This window comes from Paenibacillus sp. TSM33 (assembly GCF_056099025.1).
Genome location: NZ_JBLZXB010000010.1, coordinates 540,258 through 557,614, shown reverse-complemented (window position 1 = coordinate 557,614; position 17,357 = coordinate 540,258). Strand labels below are relative to the sequence as shown.

General features: G+C 46.9%; 15 protein-coding genes and 1 riboswitch. Of the genes, 7 read left to right on the top strand and 8 right to left on the bottom strand.

The annotated features are described in order from the left end of the window. Positions 1–14: 14 nt before the first annotated feature. The 6 genes from ACN6NF_RS06375 to ACN6NF_RS06350 all read right to left on the bottom strand — a co-directional run bounded on the left by ACN6NF_RS06375 (position 15) and on the right by ACN6NF_RS06350 (position 6,738). A complete protein-coding gene (locus ACN6NF_RS06375) occupies positions 15–2,237 on the bottom strand; it encodes a Tex family protein (protein WP_474316198.1) in 2,223 nt (740 codons plus the stop codon). Positions 2,238–2,415: 178 nt separating this feature from the next. After that, positions 2,416–2,766, bottom strand: a complete 351-nt coding sequence (locus ACN6NF_RS06370; protein ID WP_007429335.1) for a type II toxin-antitoxin system PemK/MazF family toxin — start codon at positions 2,764–2,766, stop codon at positions 2,416–2,418. 6 nt (positions 2,767–2,772) lie between these two features. Beyond that, positions 2,773–3,054: a CopG family ribbon-helix-helix protein gene (locus tag ACN6NF_RS06365; protein WP_007429334.1), complete on the bottom strand. Its 282-nt coding sequence runs from the start codon at positions 3,052–3,054 to the stop codon at positions 2,773–2,775. A gap of 293 nt (positions 3,055–3,347) precedes the next feature. Beyond that, positions 3,348–4,544, bottom strand: a complete 1,197-nt coding sequence (alr, locus tag ACN6NF_RS06360; RefSeq protein ID WP_474316194.1) for an alanine racemase — start codon at positions 4,542–4,544, stop codon at positions 3,348–3,350. Positions 4,545–4,813: 269 nt separating this feature from the next. Further along, positions 4,814–6,091 (bottom strand): outer membrane lipoprotein-sorting protein, encoded by a 1,278-nt coding sequence (locus ACN6NF_RS06355; RefSeq protein ID WP_474316191.1) that lies wholly within the window; start codon positions 6,089–6,091, stop codon positions 4,814–4,816. 356 nt (positions 6,092–6,447) lie between these two features. Further along, positions 6,448–6,738: a LysE family transporter gene (locus ACN6NF_RS06350; protein WP_474316189.1), complete on the bottom strand. Its 291-nt coding sequence runs from the start codon at positions 6,736–6,738 to the stop codon at positions 6,448–6,450. 234 nt (positions 6,739–6,972) lie between these two features. Here ACN6NF_RS06350 and ACN6NF_RS06345 point away from each other — a divergent pair, with 234 nt between their 5' ends. After that, positions 6,973–7,962: an ABC transporter substrate-binding protein gene (locus tag ACN6NF_RS06345; RefSeq protein ID WP_474316187.1), complete on the top strand. Its 990-nt coding sequence runs from the start codon at positions 6,973–6,975 to the stop codon at positions 7,960–7,962. Between the two features lie 108 nt (positions 7,963–8,070). Beyond that, positions 8,071–9,792, top strand: a complete 1,722-nt coding sequence (locus ACN6NF_RS06340; protein ID WP_474316185.1) for an ABC transporter substrate-binding protein — start codon at positions 8,071–8,073, stop codon at positions 9,790–9,792. A 27-nt stretch (positions 9,793–9,819) separates the two neighbouring features. Here the strand turns inward: ACN6NF_RS06340 and ACN6NF_RS06335 are convergent, their stop codons facing one another. Together ACN6NF_RS06335 and ACN6NF_RS06330 are read right to left on the bottom strand one after the other, a co-directional pair. Next, a complete protein-coding gene (locus ACN6NF_RS06335; RefSeq protein ID WP_474316183.1) occupies positions 9,820–11,451 on the bottom strand; it encodes a formate--tetrahydrofolate ligase in 1,632 nt (543 codons plus the stop codon). Between the two features lie 259 nt (positions 11,452–11,710). Then, a complete protein-coding gene (locus ACN6NF_RS06330) occupies positions 11,711–12,214 on the bottom strand; it encodes a DUF6933 domain-containing protein (RefSeq protein ID WP_474316181.1) in 504 nt (167 codons plus the stop codon). Between the two features lie 282 nt (positions 12,215–12,496). Between ACN6NF_RS06330 and ACN6NF_RS06325 the strand changes: the two genes are divergently transcribed. The 5 genes from ACN6NF_RS06325 (at position 12,497) to ACN6NF_RS06305 (ending at position 17,248) form a co-directional block, all read left to right on the top strand. Further along, positions 12,497–13,204 carry a response regulator transcription factor gene (locus ACN6NF_RS06325; RefSeq protein WP_474316178.1) on the top strand — a complete coding sequence of 236 codons (708 nt, stop codon included), beginning with the start codon at positions 12,497–12,499 and terminating at the stop codon, positions 13,202–13,204. Position 13,205: 1 nt separating this feature from the next. Continuing rightward, positions 13,206–14,150 carry a sensor histidine kinase gene (locus ACN6NF_RS06320; RefSeq protein WP_474316176.1) on the top strand — a complete coding sequence of 315 codons (945 nt, stop codon included), beginning with the start codon at positions 13,206–13,208 and terminating at the stop codon, positions 14,148–14,150. Between the two features lie 102 nt (positions 14,151–14,252). Then, positions 14,253–15,176: an ABC transporter ATP-binding protein gene (locus ACN6NF_RS06315; RefSeq protein WP_474316173.1), complete on the top strand. Its 924-nt coding sequence runs from the start codon at positions 14,253–14,255 to the stop codon at positions 15,174–15,176. Further along, positions 15,169–15,861: an ABC transporter permease gene (locus tag ACN6NF_RS06310; protein ID WP_474316171.1), complete on the top strand. Its 693-nt coding sequence runs from the start codon at positions 15,169–15,171 to the stop codon at positions 15,859–15,861. Before ACN6NF_RS06315 ends, ACN6NF_RS06310 begins: the two co-directional genes overlap by 8 nt. A gap of 124 nt (positions 15,862–15,985) precedes the next feature. Next, positions 15,986–16,130, top strand: a riboswitch (FMN riboswitch). A gap of 170 nt (positions 16,131–16,300) precedes the next feature. Continuing rightward, positions 16,301–17,248, top strand: a complete 948-nt coding sequence (locus ACN6NF_RS06305; protein ID WP_474316169.1) for a DMT family transporter — start codon at positions 16,301–16,303, stop codon at positions 17,246–17,248. The last annotated feature ends 109 nt before the right edge of the window (positions 17,249–17,357 follow it).

The window sequence follows — 17,357 nt, the reverse complement described above, 5'->3', positions numbered from 1 at the left end:
GCTTTATTAAGGCACTATGCCTGTGACTGCGCATCTGCGGGAGGTTTCATAGTCAGACCTACCCTGCCTTTTTTCAAATCAACATTCAACACCCACACGGTTACGTTATCACCAACAGATACAACATCCATCGGATGCTTAACAAAACCACTGCGTAGCTGTGAAATATGAACCAATCCATCACTCTTAATACCGATATCAACAAACGCACCGAAATCAATGACATTGCGAACAGTTCCCTGTAGTTCCATACCCGGTGCCAGATCCTCGATCTTCAACACATCCTTGCGGAATACAGGCAATGGCAGCTCGTCGCGCGGGTCACGACCTGGTCGCTGGAGGCTGTCCAAAATATCCCGCAATGTTGGCACACCAACTTCCAGCTTCGCAGCCAACTGCTCAATATTAGACACATTCAACGCTTCTGTTGCAACTTTTGAACCCAGATCATGGGCACTGATACCCAGCTCCGCCAACAGACGGTCTACGACAGCATACGATTCAGGGTGAATCGGTGTGCGATCAAGTGGATTTTCTCCACCCGGTATACGGATAAAGCCAACGGATTGCTCGTAGGTTTTTGCACCAAGACGCGGCACCTTCTGCAGCTGACGACGGTTGCTGAATTTACCGTTTTCCTCACGGTACTTCACGATGTTTTTAGCAATGGTCGTGTTGATCCCTGCTACGTAAGACAACAGGGCCGAGGAAGCCGTGTTCACATCCACACCGACATGGTTAACAGCCGATTCCACAACGTCCTTCAAGCTCTCATCCAGATGTTTCTGCGACACATCATGCTGGTATTGACCTACACCAATAGCCTTCGGTTCAATCTTGACCAGCTCAGCCAGCGGGTCCTGCACACGACGCGCGATGGACGCCGCACTGCGCTCAGCTACGTCCAAATCAGGAAATTCTTCCTGTGCCAGCTTAGAGGCAGAGTATACGCTCGCACCTGCCTCATTGACGATCAGATACGCGAGGCTGTTATCACCGATATCCGCGATGACTTCGGCTACGAATTGCTCTGTCTCGCGTGAGGCGGTTCCGTTACCAATGACAATCAACTCGATGCCATATTTGGCAATGAGCTGCTTGAACGTTTCAGCAGCCTCACGCTTCTTGTTGTTCGGCGGTGTTGGATACGTGACAGCCACTTCCAGCAGCTTGCCTGTATCATCGACAACCGCCAGCTTGCAGCCTGTCCGATAGGCCGGATCGACTCCAAGCACGCGACGGCCCTTGATCGGAGCCTGTAGCAACAGGCTGCGCAAATTGCCTGCAAAGATAGAGATGGCCTGCTGCTCGCCCTTCTCTGTCATTTCAGCGCGCACTTCACGTTCGATGGATGGCGCGATAAGTCTTTTATACGCATCCTCAATGACACTGCGCAGCAGGTCTTCCACCACAGACGATCCTTTAATCACTTGACCTGCCACATATTTGTAGATAGAATCTGGCGCTACCTCTAGTCCAACCTTAAGAATGCCTTCCCGCTCCCCGCGATTAATCGCCAGAATACGGTGCGGTGGCATTTTCTTAGCTAGCTCACGATAGCTGTAGTAATTCTCATACACAGACTCTTGCTCGGTGTCCTTCGCTTCAGAGGTCAACATTCCATGATCCAGCGTGTATCGACGCACCCATTGGCGAATAGCCGCATCATCAGCTATATTTTCGGCCAAAATATCCATGGCTCCCTGGATGGCTGCCTCAGGGGTTTCGACTCCCAGTTCAGCATTCACATAGGATTCAGCTTCTTTCAAAGCATCCCCCTGCTTCGGCTGACCCCAAATCCAGATGGACAGCGGCTCCAAGCCCCGTTCCTTTGCCACACTGGCACGAGTCTTACGTTTTTGCCGATATGGACGGTACAGATCCTCCACTTCCTGAAGTTTAACCGCAGAGGTGATAGCTGCCTGCAGCTCTTCAGTCAGCTTGCCCTGTTCATCAATAATGCGGATGACCTCTACCTTACGATCCTCCAGATTACGTAAATACAGCACACGATCTTCAATTTCACGCAGCTGATTTTCATCCAGCTCTCCTGTCATTTCCTTACGATAACGCGCGATAAAAGGAATTGTATTTCCTTCATCCAATAAACTGATCGTTGTCCGGATTTGCTTGAGTGCCAGCGACAGCTCTCTCGCCACTTGTTTGACAATCCGTTCTTGGCGTTCTGCTTCGTTCGGCTCCTGCCCAATTTCCGTCTTCATTTCCTCGTTAGACAAACTTATCCCTTCTTCCTCACAGCTCTTGTCATACATCATGTCTTTTATTATCACAAAAAATGATTCAAAGCGCCAGCAGGTGACGTAAAAGCAAGCCCTACCAGTATTTTTCTTCGGACATGCAAAAGGACAGCGCTAGAGCGCTGTCCTTTCCCGTTTCACTCGTCGTTCCATCATACTAAAAATCAATCAAACCGAGACTGATCTGTAGCGAATCGCTCACTTTGCGCATGGTTTCTTCATCCAAATGGGTAATTTTGTCGGTAAGCCTTTGCTTGTCGATTGTCCGGATTTGCTCCAGAAGAACAACAGAATCACGATCAAAGCCATGCGTCGCCGCGTCGATTTCCACGTGTGTAGGCAGCTTTGCCTTCTGAATCTGTGCAGTGATGGCTGCTACGATCACGGTAGGGCTAAACCGATTGCCGATATCATTTTGAATGATCAGCACAGGTCTGACGCCACCTTGCTCGGAACCGACTACGGGTGAAAGGTCTGCAAAAAAAACGTCGCCGCGCTTTACGATCAATATGGATTACACCCCGCTAACTGTACGGCCCAAGGTGCTGTTTGCATCTTCCTCCGCGTGAAAGGCTTCGGATGCCATGGTCAGGTTAATTTTAGCCATTTCCATGTATCCACGCTGCATAGCTTCACGAATGTAACGTTTTTTACGTTCACCTACATAAAGCTTCATTGCCTGCCTGATAAATTCACTGCGGTTGGAATTTTCCATAGCTACGATCCCGTCCACTTCCTGCAAGAGATGATCTGGCAAACTGATCATTATTCTTTTGGTGTTCTGCAAATTGGCCAACTTCTCTTCCACCCCCAAAACCTTGTCGCCATTGTACCATTATAACGTTATTCCCGGTAATTTATTCAAACGGAATATAAGAGAATGTATATGATATTCGTATATCATCTATGCTGCATTCCATTATAAACTACGCAGTTCGTTTTCGTACAGGCGTTTGATCCCCGAAATACAAGTGTCAGCGGAGCCTAATGCGTCTTTTGACAGTTATAGCGCTCTTTTCTTTCCTTTGTACATATTTCGGGACGTTCTACGAAAACTCCTGCTTTTATCCGGTAATTTGCGTTATGAAATTAATTCCAGCGGGTTGGAAGAAGCGAGTTCACCCGAACGACAGGAACATGATCTCGCATGTAAACACGCGGAACCCTGTCTGCGATCATGCAGATCACCTCGTAGTGGATCGTACCAAGCTTGGATGCCAGCTCATCCGCCGCAATGATTTCGCCGGACTGCTGGCCGATGAGAACAACCTCTTCGCCGGTTTGGATTTCTTCCGCATCCTCTGCGAAAGATTGTAAGGATACCATACACTGGTCCATGCAGATCGTACCGAGTACAGGGACGCGACGACCGCGTATCAACACTTCGACCTTCCCACTTAGCATACGGGAGTATCCATCCGCATAACCAATTGGCAGTGTGCCGATCCGCTCTTCATTAGAGGTCACATACCGGGTGCCATAACTAACTCCCCAGCCGGGAGGAAGAGTCTTGGTATAAACCACTGCTGTCTTCAATGACAACACAGGCAACAGTTCAATGACTTGCCGGTTAACCTCATCAGACGGATACAGACCGTATATACTGATGCCAATCCGCACCATATTGGGGGAAAGGGAAGGGGTATCAATGGTGGCTGCGCTGTTGCCCGTATGTATAATGGGAAAAGTAATACCTTGTTCCCTTAGCGCATCCGCCACGCCCCGAAACCGATCATATTGAAGCAGTGTATAGCTTTTATCTTCTTCATCCGCGCGGGCAAAATGGGTGTACATGCCTTCCAGCAGCACCTGCTCTAATTCGTGAGCCTGCCGGACAAAAGCCACGGCCGCTTCTCCAGGCAGCAAACCGAGTCTTCCCATGCCGCTGTCTATTTTGATGTGCACCTTCAACTTGCGTTCGCTTCCTTGGCGGTCCAGTCTGCGGATACCCTCCAGCACTTCCTCACTAAACACAGTCAATGAGATATCATGCTCCCAAGCCGTTTGGACAGCTTCAGGTGAGGTATAGCCGAGTACAAGGATCGGCAGTCCAACCCCCGCATGACGAAGCTCCAGAGCCTCATCCAGAAAAGCGACGCTCAAATAATCCGCACCAAGGCGTTCCATTTCCTTTGAAATTTCTACGGCACCGTGTCCGTAGGCATTAGCCTTGACACAGACCAGCATAAGCTTATCCGCAGGCAATACCTTGCGAAAGGCTTCATAGTTGGCGCCAAGGTGATCCAGGTTGATTTCGGCCCGGGTCGATCTGTATTGTGCTTGCAAAATCCAGTCACCTTCTTCAATTGTTAGCCTGTAACGTAACCTTTTACCATTCGAGTGTAGCAAAATCCTTGCTTCCAAAGGTTAATGGTAATGTTCAGAGACGTGGCTGTCAATGGCAGGGGGACTTTACCAGCCTCCTCTACCATCTCTACAATAGAACAGGATATACAAGCGATGCACATCTTAGACTGCGAATGAACAAAAGACGGATACGGGCGGTAGCAGAGCACATTTTACACTCTAGACCGTCTGCATCCGTCTATAAAATTTTATTTACCCGATTGATCCTGTATAGAAGCGGCAATTTGTATCATTTCGCTCACAGGCAGGTCAGCACTGGTGATTCTGAACTCTATTCCATCATTCATCCAGGTCATCGTCTGCTGTTCACTTCCTGTCAGCACGGCAAAGCTTCCTCCAATATCAACCAGTTCGCCTGCGGAAAGTGCGACTGCCCGATCTTTTGGACGCGCCTCTACAATGGTATAGTTATACGTTCCGCTATACCGCAGCATCACTGCATGTGTACCATTATCCTCCAGCTCCGGCGTATCCTTGATCTGTACTCCGGCTGGCGTGTAGGACGGTTCAATCAAGCCAAATTCACCCATCACAGCTTCTGCGGCATCCGTTCCCGCTGACGTTCCAGTTGCAGCATCCGCTGTGCCCGGTGCTTGTTGCTGCGCCTCTGCGTTAGCTGCTGCTTGTGGCTTGGACGTATCATCTGTGGCAGTTCCATCCACCTTCGCTTCACCTGATGGTTGCTGGGCTTCGTTCCCTGCGGTTCCCTGCTCTTGTCCGGCTTCACTGGACGTCACGCCAGTCGTTCCATCTATTGCACCGGAAGAATCAAGCGGCGCGCTGGAATCCACTGCACCTGAAGATGACGATCTTTCGGTACCCGCACTCGTTTTTCCTGAAGCCATGTTCCGCTCCATATCAAAAGAATCCTTGTCAAACTTCGTATCAAAAGCGAATTGATCGAATTTCAGATCGACAACCACCTTGGCATTTGCATCAGATACCTGTACCTGAGTAGGGGCATAGTTGTTTTTGGATAGCCAAATCTTTTGCCTTACCAGCGCATGGCTGTTGTAGTTCGCGGCCACATCAAACACATACGATTTATCGTCAGTAGCCAACTGACGGGAGGCATCACCGATAATGCTGCGAACCAGCGTCTCATATAAATATACCTGACCCTGATTGTTTGGCCAGTCGCTCTTGAAACGGAAGCTTTTGTTCAGGCTGGGGGTCAGTACAAATACACCCTCATCATTACGAAGCACAATTTGCGTAACATCTTTTTTCTCGTTTGTCATGGCAATTCGGTAATAGGACGGCTTGCGATAGGAAATATCCACCTTGTATTCCTGCGGCGTGTCGCCGGTATGCAGCGTCATTAAAGCTGTACCGTGGTAGCTGTTCAGGTCGCTCACCACGTCACTCAAATCTTTAACCACATCATCTGCGCTCTTCTTGCCGCACCCGGCCAGCAGCAACGTTACACACATGACCATGGCAAGCATCCATGAAATCCGGCGCATGTCATCAACCCCTTCAGCACATGTTTTAAATGAATTAGTACATGTCTATGAAGGACTTGTTCGATTTATGCAGACTGGCATGACAAGCTTGAGCGTATCCTTGTGTAATGCTATAAAATCTTTTGGAGACTGATCATAAATTCATACAAGAAATAAACTGAAAAACCAATCAAAACCATACCGGCACAAATTGTAACCCACTTGATGGCGGTTCGGTTCATGGCTTTTCGTGTTGTCGCTACGAGGGTCATCAAACCTAAATCATGAATAAGAATACCAAACAAAATACCTAAGCCAACAATCAAAAATTGACTTGTTATAGGAAGAAAATAATGATTTCGTCTTTTTCTCTCCTTCTAGCGCAATATCATGATCCGCATTTTTAATGCTGTCGTACCCCAGTAGCACAGAAATATGGCTCCAACGAGCCACATGATTACCTGTACAACAGGTAAGGATAAGACCGAGGCCAGACCAAAATATAAACCAATAATTAATAACAAATCGATGGTCATTCCCCCTAGCCCCACAATCCATCCATGCATGAATCCATTCTTTAGCCCTTGCTTCGTCATTTCAACCGTAATGGTACCTACAGGTAATGCTATGGAGAAACCTAGTAAAACATATGTAATAAACAATGCCATTTCAAAACCCCTTTCAAATATATAAAAACGTTATTCCATACTATAAAAAAGAACAAATCAATAAAATGTTGAAGCCTGTATGAGCTTAAAACAGATGAGACTTATTTTGTACAAAAACGGATTCATTGACCAAGTTTGTCCATTGAGTATTGAGGTTCCAGCGCTTATCATTGCTTTTGTGATAATAATTCTCATTTTCAATACTCTGAATCATTCTATTATACGGAGGTTGCTATGATCAACAAGAACTCTACGATTAACAAAAAATCTGCTCGACAATACACTGCTCTGATCTGCCTATTCTCTCTTATGGCTGCATTGCTGCTAGGATGCGGCGCATCTGATAAGCAGACTGCAAGCAGCAACACAACAGCATCTACAACCTCGGAAGCTGCCACAACTCGTGCCTACACAGACTATAAGGGACATACAGTAAACATTCCCACGACTCCTGGGCGCATAGCTTACTTCGGAGAAAACTATGGGGATCTATTGGTTTTAGGCGTACAGGCTGTTGGTACATCGACTTCTATGATCGAGGGAAAGATATATGAGAAAAAAGTTCAGAATGTATCGGACCTAGGATTTCCCATTGATTTAGAAAAAACATTGGCTCTACAACCAGACCTAATCATCACCGCCGATACGGACGAAAAACAATACGCAGCGTTAACGAAAATTGCACCTACAATTATGTTTGATACCTTCGCTCCGCTGAACGAGCGTTTGCAACATCTCGGAGACATTGTGAACAAGAAAAAGGCTGCTGAGGACTGGCTTGCCCAGTATAAAATCAAGGAAGCAGAGATGTGGACCAAACTTCATGCGCAAGGTGTTAAGCCTGGTGAAACAGCTTCGGTCTTTACCTACTATCCCGGTGACCGTTTGTTCGTCATGGCACGGACAGGCCTGTCACAGATACTATATGAAGAGAACGGTCTCAAGCCTACTCCTCTTATTCAGAAAGCGCTGGATGAGGACAAAGGATTCGTGCAATTATCACAGGAAGTAATCGGACAATACGCTGGAGACCGGATATTCATACTAAGCACTCCAAGCTCAGAAGCCCAGCAATCCACCGAACGATTAATGAAAAGCAAGCTGTGGCTTCAGCTCCCTGCTGTCAAGCAGGGACATGTGTACATGCAGGACATTGGCAAAACCGAAAGTGATGCTTCTACTCGGGAATGGCTGCTGGAGGAATTGCCTAAGCTCATAAAATAAGATTGGAGAGGCCTATCGTCTTTTTGATAGGCTTCTTTTTTGTTGAACCTAAAGGAGGTATACTTATGCATATATGATAACCATTCTCAATAAAAGGAGCTTTACACCGTGAATCAGCCTTCGTCGTCTGTAAATTCACCTGCACCCAACTCACTGCTTTTTCATTTTAAGGGAATTGTGTTGGTTAGCGAGCCTACCGTTGGACTAATATCTCAATCAAATTCCGATCACTGTCTGCTTATGTTCATCGGCGGGGCTGGTAGGGTGGATGTGGGTCAAGAACAATACGTATTCCATACAGGTCACGGGTATTGGTTAACTCCTGGCGAATCCTATCGCATCGCTCCCTTGGATGGAACTGTTCCTGAATACTACAAAATCACGTTCAAGGTCATTATAATGCCGGTGGAGCCACAATCGGACGCGACCTTGGTTGAAAACGCAACGGGTATGCCATCCATATATCATGGATCTGTCCTGCCAGAACCGCGTGAATACATCGTCTCCTCTTCCTCCAAGCCTATTCAGTTGGCCGAAGAGTTATTTTATAGCACCCAACAAACAATGCAGCCGCATAGACAAACCTCTGCATTGCGTCAGCAAATCATGTTTCAAGAGCTGCTCTTACTGTGGCAGGAAGCCCACGTCCCTATTAAGCATAACGATGGCTCTAATCCGACATTGCCTGCATCGGTGGAAAGCACCCTTGCATATATGGAAAACCACTATGAAAAGCCTATTACTGTCAAGCAGCTTGCCGAACAGGCCAATGTTTCCATATGGCAATACTCCCAGTTGTTTCGCAAAATAACGGGCAAAAAGCCGTTGCATTACCTCACTGAGCTGCGCTTGAACCATGCCAAGCGGCTGCTGCTGGAATGCAAACGGCCTTTACGTGAAATTGCCCGTCAGGTGGGTTTCTCTGACGAATATTATTTTAATCGGCGTTTTAGGCAAATGACCGGGGTTCCGCCGGGTAAATATGCGCTTTCCACTCCCGGTTCTGTGTGCGTTAAGGATTGGACAGGCCACCATATTCATATCCCTCGTCGAGCGAGCCGCATTATCTATCACGGAGAAACGATGGGCGATTTGCTCGCGTTAGGAGCCACAGCCATCGGCGGAAGCCTGCGGCTCAGTAAATACAGCGTCTATAAGCATCGTCTTAAGAACGTAACTGACGTGGGACTTCCGCTAGATACCCGCTTGACCAGCGCTCTTGATCCTGATCTGATTATCATCGCCAACTCGGATGAACAGGAATATGAGCGTATTGCAAGCATCGCGCCCACCGTCACTTTCAACTCCTTTGCCGCCCTGGAGGAACGACTGCGTACACTTGGCGCCTGGCTCGATAAGGAACAAGAGGCTGAACGCTGGTTAACGACCTTCACCGCTCGTAATCTGGCGATGTGGCAGCAGCTCAGCACGCATATCATAGCCGGAGAAACCGCCTCTGTTTTTATCTTCGACCATGGCGATCGGCTCTTTGTCATGGGCATGTCCGGATTCTCATCGGCCCTCTACCACCCGCACGGCTTCCAGCCTGTCGAGCCAATCCAAAAGATGCTTGATGAGGGACTGGGCTTCACAGAAATTAATCCGAACGAACTGCCTAATTACGCTGGCGACCGCATTTTTATGCTCGTCCCTACAGCACCAGACTCCAAATATACGCTGGAATGCATGCTCAACAGCCCTCTCTGGCACAGCCTCCCTGCTGTGCGTCAAGGCCAGGTATATTTCGTAGAAGCAGACCGCTGGAACTGGAGCGATGCTATGACTCGGCAAAAGCTGCTCACTGCACTGCCCAAACTGCTCGTTCATTGATGCTGAAATGCTGCTATTTTTCAAAAGCTACATGAGTCCTTGAATAGTCCCATCTGCCTCCAGCGACATATGCTCAGCTGCTGGAGATTTGGGCAATCCTGGCATCGTCATGGTATTACCTGTTTCCACGACTACAAAGCCTGCGCCTGCGGACAATGATACGCTGGACACGTGAATGGTGAACCCCTCCGGCGCACCTAGCAAGGAAGGTTGATCTGAGAAAGAATACGGCGTTTTGGCCATACATACAGGCAGTTGTCCAAAACCAAGCTGCTCCATACCAGCCAACGCCCGTTTGGCCGCAGGCGTGTAAGCCACCTCTGCCGCACCGTAAACCTCCTTGGCAATGACACTAATTTTCGCTTGCAAATCAAGCGTATGATCATATAGCGGGGCAAAATGGGCTTTATCCTCCTGAAGTAAGTTCAGCAGACTTTGGGCCAATTTTTCTCCCCCTTGGCTTCCCTGCGCCCATACTTGTGAAAGCTCTGCGGGTACACCCAGCTTGCGGCATTCCGAGAAAATCAAATCCAACTCGGCTTCGCTATCTGTTACAAAATGGTTAATCGCTACCAATACAGGCACACCAAACTTTTGCAAATTCCGTACATGTCGGCTCATATTGGCTAATCCGAGTTGCAATTGCTCCAAATTTTCCGCATCCAGCTCATGTTTAGCTACACCGCCGTTATATTTCAGCGCTTTGGCGGTTACAACCAGCACAGCCGCATCCGGCTGCAAGCCGGACTGGCGGCACTTGATGTCAAAAAACTTTTCCGCTCCCAGCTCAGCCCCAAATCCCGCCTCTGTGACAACGATCTCTCCCAGTTTCAACGCCAGCTTTGTACCGATCAGACTGCTACATCCATGGGCAATATTAGCAAAAGGTCCACCATGCACAATAACCGGAGTGCCTTCCAACGTCTGCACTAGATTAGGCTTTAATGCTTCACGAAGCAGCACAGCCATTCCTTCCACCGCGTGCAGCTCCTCTGCTGTTACCGCTTCACCGGATTCGTTATATCCAATCACCATCCGACCCAACCGTACTTTAAGATCGTCCATATTTTCACTTAAGCATAGCACCGCCATGACTTCCGATGCCGAGGTAATCAGAAAGCCGCTTTCTCTTACCGCTCCATTCCCTGTACCCAATCCGGTCACAATACTTCGCAAGCTCCGGTCATTCATATCGACAGCCCGTTTCCACACGATTCGGTCTGGCTTCAGCCGCAAAGCATTTCCATGGAATAAATGGTTATCAATCATCGCTGCCAGCAAATTATGTGCTGCCGAAATCGCATGTATATCCCCTGTAAAATGCAGATTAATGTCTTCCGCCGGAACAATCTGGGCCTGTCCTCCCCCGGCGGCTCCCCCTTTCATTCCAAAGCAAGGTCCAAGGGACGGCTCACGCAGCGCAGCAACGGTTTTATGCCCCATCGCATTTAGTGCCTGTGCCAGCCCGATGGTTGTCAGCGTTTTTCCTTCTCCAGCCGGAGTGGGATTCATCGCCGTAACCAGCACCAGCTTTCCATTTGGGCGATCCTTTAACTGCTCCCACAGAGATGGATTCAGCTTCGCTTTATATTTGCCATACGTCTCCAGATGCTCTTCTTCAATTCCTGCTTCTTTGGCAACATCAACAATCCTCTTCATCCTTCGTTATGTACCCCCCGTTTTATAAGTCTGACCATGGTGTCGAACCGTTTATCATTTTATTCTACCAAAGTGTACGGTTTATTGCGCTATGATTCATTTCATCGCAAGCATGACTATCCTGTGAGTTATAAAAAAAACATCCCCTGCCTACATGAACTTTGAGGATACTCTTTTGGCATGTCCTAATCAGAAGAAATCCTTTAGAAATCAGGACAGCTTAGAACAACAAATTATCCATATGTAAGCAGCTATACTCTCAACTACTCTCCACTTTATAATGCTTTTCCAGCAGTTCTTTAAAAACGTCAATCGGGTACTTGTATTGATCCGTTTTAAACACAATCCGGTTATTCCACTGGTTCTTTTCCAGCTCGCACCCATGCTCCATGTCCAGTTCCTTCATAATAAATATAATCTCATCTAAGGTTACCATCACACTATGTCTATTCGCCGTAGTCGCCAGCATCTGCTCGCCTTCCTGTATGTATGCCTTAACGATCTGATCATCAAACCCTTCGCTGATCATTAATTCCTTCAAGGTTTGTACAAAAAGAGACGGCAGGTTTTTGTACTGCGATTTTTTAATCCCAAACAGCGTGACGCTTAAGCGGGAAATATCATGCATAAACACAATATTTTTTCTCCGGTTCAGTAAAAACAAGCTGGCATGCCAACTATTCAAAGGCGGATAAATATCAACTTGAAGTGGTTCAGTCTCCCATTCCTTCAGCAGTTTTTGTGTTCCCCGTATAACAAACATCATTGCTCTCCTTTATTGACGGTCCTGTACCGTAGCTCGTGATCTGACATACCTAATTTCTCACACTAGGCTTGCCCCGGAAATTATAACACCGTATACCAAACATCCGATTATAGACTATTTTGGAGAGGTTGGGAAAAACACCCCTTTAACCTTCCTTCGAAAATCCCCCTATTCAAATTCGTTGGATATTTTGTATGGAAATCCCCTCCACTGCTCTATATAATTCAGGTACAGTTCGTCACACGGGCTTAATCTAAAAATTAGGGGTGTTCCACACCTATGTCACAGCATATTTTACTTATTGAAGACGATCTATCCATTGCTGAAATGCTGCTCAAAGCACTCACCAAGGAGGGCTACAATTTAACTACCGCCTATGACGGAGAAGAAGGACTTATTGCCTTTGAACGTCACACTTACGACCTGGTACTCGTGGATCTGATGATGCCGAAGGTCGATGGTATGGAGGTGATCCGACAAATTCGTACCCGTAGTGCCGTGCCGATTTTGATTATGTCGGCTAAGGACAGCGATGTGGATAAAGCGCTTGGACTGGGCTTCGGGGCAGACGATTATGTTGCCAAACCTTTTTCAATGCTCGAAATGACGGCTCGTATTCAGTCCGCGATCCGCCGATCGACTACCTATGCCCGTCTGCAACAGCAGGAGGAACAGCCACAAGCACAAGTGTTGACCTATGGAAATTTGCGCATTGATTTTGATCATTTTACAGTCATGCGGGATGGAAATGAAATTCAGCTAACAGCCAAAGAATCCGATATTCTGAAGCTGTTTGCATCCAATCCGAATCGGGTATTTACGAAAGCTCAATTATACGGATTTATTTGGAAGGACGATTATATGGGTGATGAGAACGTGATTAACGTCCATATTCGTCGCCTGCGTGAGAAAATTGAAGAAGATCCCTCCCATCCTGTGCACATTAAGACGCTGTGGGGCATCGGCTACAAATGGGAGAATGGTTGATATGAACATCGAAATCATTTCCGTATGGATTGTCGTCCTCATAATGTCAGTCGTTATCATATGGCTTTGGCGGGAACGTGTAGCCTATAAGCACAAACTAAGGGATATCCGAACCTCCCTAGAGCGGATCGTGACCGTGAATCATGCCGAAAAGCTGCTGTATGTCACAGGTGACGTTGAACTGCAACGACTCATGACGGAAATTAACCGACTACTAGACTTAAATCTGAGAGTATCAGCCGATTACAACCGAAGCCAAATCGCTATGCGTAAAATGATTTCGAACATTTCCCACGATCTCAAGACCCCGCTAACGGTTGTGCTTGGTTATGCCGAGATGCTGGATGGTGATACGGATATTTTGCCAGAAGAACGTATAAAGCTGCTATCCAGAATTCATCAAAAGACAAGCGAAGCGATTGAGCTAATCGGAAACTTTTTTAGTTTGGCGAAGCTGGAAGCCAACGACACGGACATTCCATTGACTCGATTGGAGATAGGAGAACTGTGCAGACGCAGCATTTTGGAGTTTTATGATCTGCTGACGGCTCAGGGTTTTACGGTACATATTGATATCCCGGAGCATCCCATTCATGCCTTGGGGAACGAAGGAGCCATTGGGCGGGTGCTGAGCAATCTAATTTCGAATGCCCTTCGCTACGGAGCAGAGGGTCGAACGCTAGGCCTAACTCTGTCAGAACAGCAGGATACGGTGCGTATAGAGGTGTGGGATCGTGGAAAAGGCATACAGGAGCCGGAGCAGGATAAGGTTTTTGAACGCATGTACACACTTGAGGATTCCCGTAATAAGGCGGTACAGGGCAGTGGACTGGGCCTTACGATTGCCAAGCGCCTGGTTGAATGCATGAACGGAGAAATGCAATTGACCAGCAAACCTTATGAGCAGACTGTCTTCTCTTTTACCTTGAAGAAAATCAACTATTAAGCGAACTGCTCAACTTAATAAATTTGTAAGAATTACGAAAGAAAAATGAACATTTCGCCCTTTATTCTTGAATTATCAACAGCATACGAAGGGAGAACACCCATGACTTACATAGTACGTACACATCAGCTGACCAAAGCCATGAAGGGCAATGAAATTATAGCAGGGGTCAGTATGAATGTGCGCAAGGGGGAAACCTATGGCTTTCTCGGTCCCAATGGAGCGGGCAAGACAACGATCATGAAAATGATTACCAACCTGCTCAAGCCGACATCGGGTGAGATTGAATTGTTTGGTGAAAAGTTAACGCCAAAGTCTTATCATCTGCTCGGACGGATGGGTTCGATTATTGAATACCCGATTTTTTATGACAGACTGACGGCTCAGCAAAATCTCGAACTTCATTGTGAATACATGGGCTATTATAATAAGCAGGCTGTCCGGGATGCACTGGAATTAGTGAACTTGCGGAATGCGGGTGACAAGCCGGTAAAAGACTTTTCACTGGGGATGAAGCAGCGTCTCGGAATTGCCCGAGCTATTGCGACCAAGCCAGAGTTACTCATTTTGGATGAACCGATTAATGGTCTGGACCCAGTGGGAATCAAGGAAATCCGGCAGTTATTCCACATGCTATGCAAGGAATATGGGATGACGCTGCTCGTGTCCAGTCATATTTTAGCGGAAATAGAGCAGATTGCGGACACGATAGGCGTGATTAATCACGGACGGCTGATTGAGGAAGTTTCGATGGAACAGGTACGGGATACCAATACGGAATACATCGAATTTACGACCAACGATTGTAAAAAAGCGGCTTACATCCTCTCGCATCATCTGAGTCTGAACAATATAAAGGTACTCAATGAACAGAGTATACGTATTTACGATATGAGTGTACCGCAGAAGCAAATTACGAAAACGCTCATCTTAAATGATGTAGAGGTCGATTCCATTCATCAGAAAAGCAGTACGCTGGAAGACTACTTTTTACGTCTGTTACATGGAGGTGAGCCCCATGCTTAAATTAATACAGTTGGAGATGAAAAAGCTTCATCTGGCGGGTTATATCCGTTCAGCACTGATCGCCAACGCCTGCATTCTTGGGTTGCTCTGTACTATTGCGCTGGACAGCCAAAATGAAGGAGTGCCCGAATTCACAAAGTACGCTCAGCTTCTCGATCTCATGGACAATATGGTAAGAGCCACATTTATTGTATTTGCCTCCGTTCTACTGTGCCGTTTTATCGTAGGAGAATTTAAGTCCAAATCGATTACAATCTTGTTCATGTATCCGATTCATCGTCAAAAGCTAATGATCGCCAAACTCTTAATTGTGCTGCTGTTTACATTCTTGTCTGTTGTTATATCGGAAATCATCATTACGGCTGCGATCCATTTACTCAACCAATTTGTCATAATTGTACCGGATAAGCTTACTCTTTCCATACTGGCCGAGCAATCCGCGCGGACGCTAATCAATGCCGTGGCCGCCAGCTTTATGGGATTAGTTCCGCTGTATATGGGAATGCGAAGATACTCAGTACCCACGACCATTGTGACCTCGATCCTGATTGTAGCCTTGCTTTTCTCCAATAATAACGGCGCTACACTTAGCTCCATTGCTCCCGTGCAAATCAGCTTCTCTGTGCTGGGAATGCTTGTGGCTTATGCGGCAATTCGGCGCATTGAGTATAAGGATATTGCCTAGTAATATGCATTTTAGTAGAGCGTTTTCAAAAAAAGATGAAAATCCTTGTTAGATATACACACATTTTTCACTAGACTTCATTCTAAAACAGGTATATTCTATAGGAGAAATTAAAAAACGGAATAAGGATCTTCGGGGTAGGGTGAAATTCCCAACCGGCGGTATGGCTCATGGAGCTAAGCCCGCGACTCTGTATCTGGCAACAGGATACGGACTGATTTGGTGAGATGCCAAAGCCGACGGTAAAGTCCGGATGGAAGAAGATCGAAGTATGAACATGCCGCAAAGTCGATGAATACTGCACTATGGTGTTGCAGTAACTTCATTTAACTTGCATAAAGCGGCAAGTTTATTTGATCAACCCCCGTCTCGCATGGCCTTCGCCATGGACGGGGGTTTTTGTGCCACCGGTCCTGTATTCGCAAGGAGCTAAATAAGTATGAGTCAATCATCAACTGTATTATCATCCAAAGGTTTTGATCGTAGTTCCCACATGAAAAGCGGTTTTTGGCTAGTCGCGATCGGAGCGGCCTTGTGGGGTGCAGACCCGCTGTTTCGTATTATTTTGTTAAAGTCATTTACCTCAGTACAAATCGTACTGATGGAGCATGTGCTGCTCTTTATTGCTCTGACGCCGATGCTGTGGAAGCATCGCGAGGAGCTCAAAACAATACGATTTCGTCAGGTTTTCGCTATTTTGTTTGTCTCATGGGGTGGCTCGGCTCTGGCCAGTGTGATTTTCACCATGGCACTCAGCAACGGTGATCTGAATGCAGTACTTTTACTTCAGAAGCTTCAGCCTTTGGTTGCTATTATTCTGGCCCGCTTTATATTGAAGGAAATGCTACCGCGTCATTTTGGAATATTAATTGTCATCGCTCTGTTCGGAACGTATCTTTTGACCTTCGGTTGGTCGCTTCCCTTTGGGCATGTTCATGATTTTGTTCACGTTGGTAGTCTGCTTGCACTGGGTGCAGCGGTTCTGTGGGGCGGTTCGACCGTTATGGGCAGCTACTTGCTTCGTTCGATGAAATATGAGACGGTAACCTCCCTTCGCTTCATGGTGGCGCTCCCTCTGCTCATCGTTCTCACCTCGGTGGAGCATGCTCCGTGGAATATGCCTGCAGGTACATGGGCGGGCGCAGCTGTAATTATCAACTTGCTGCTGCAAGCATTGCTTCCGGGTCTTCTCAGTTTATTACTGTATTACAAAGGCTTAAGTACAACCAAAGCTTCTTATGCTACAATGGCAGAATTGAGCTTCCCCATGGTTGGTGTCGTAATTAACTGGATCGCTTTCCAGCAAATCGTTACCGTAGCGCAATTGACTGGTTTTATGCTGATCTGGATTACACTGTTTATGATTTCTCGTCAGCAGAAAAATTAATAGCTTAATCTTCTTTCATGCTCACCCAAGCCAAATCGTGAAGATGCTTTTGCATCTCTGATTTGGCTTTTTATGTATTCATATTCATATTATTTTTAGTTCTAAAGAC

Coding starts and splice junctions, on each gene's coding strand:
- ACN6NF_RS06355 (WP_474316191.1), bottom strand. CDS start 6,091: ATGCGCCGGATTTCATGGATGCTTGCCATGGTCATGTGTGTAACGTTG.
- ACN6NF_RS06345 (WP_474316187.1), top strand. CDS start 6,973: ATGATCAACAAGAACTCTACGATTAACAAAAAATCTGCTCGACAATAC.
- ACN6NF_RS06350 (WP_474316189.1), bottom strand. CDS start 6,738: ATGGCATTGTTTATTACATATGTTTTACTAGGTTTCTCCATAGCATTA.
- ACN6NF_RS06310 (WP_474316171.1), top strand. CDS start 15,169: ATGCTTAAATTAATACAGTTGGAGATGAAAAAGCTTCATCTGGCGGGT.
- ACN6NF_RS06330 (WP_474316181.1), bottom strand. CDS start 12,214: ATGTTTGTTATACGGGGAACACAAAAACTGCTGAAGGAATGGGAGACT.
- ACN6NF_RS06315 (WP_474316173.1), top strand. CDS start 14,253: ATGACTTACATAGTACGTACACATCAGCTGACCAAAGCCATGAAGGGC.
- ACN6NF_RS06325 (WP_474316178.1), top strand. CDS start 12,497: ATGTCACAGCATATTTTACTTATTGAAGACGATCTATCCATTGCTGAA.
- ACN6NF_RS06305 (WP_474316169.1), top strand. CDS start 16,301: ATGAGTCAATCATCAACTGTATTATCATCCAAAGGTTTTGATCGTAGT.
- ACN6NF_RS06320 (WP_474316176.1), top strand. CDS start 13,206: ATGAACATCGAAATCATTTCCGTATGGATTGTCGTCCTCATAATGTCA.
- ACN6NF_RS06335 (WP_474316183.1), bottom strand. CDS start 11,451: ATGAAGAGGATTGTTGATGTTGCCAAAGAAGCAGGAATTGAAGAAGAG.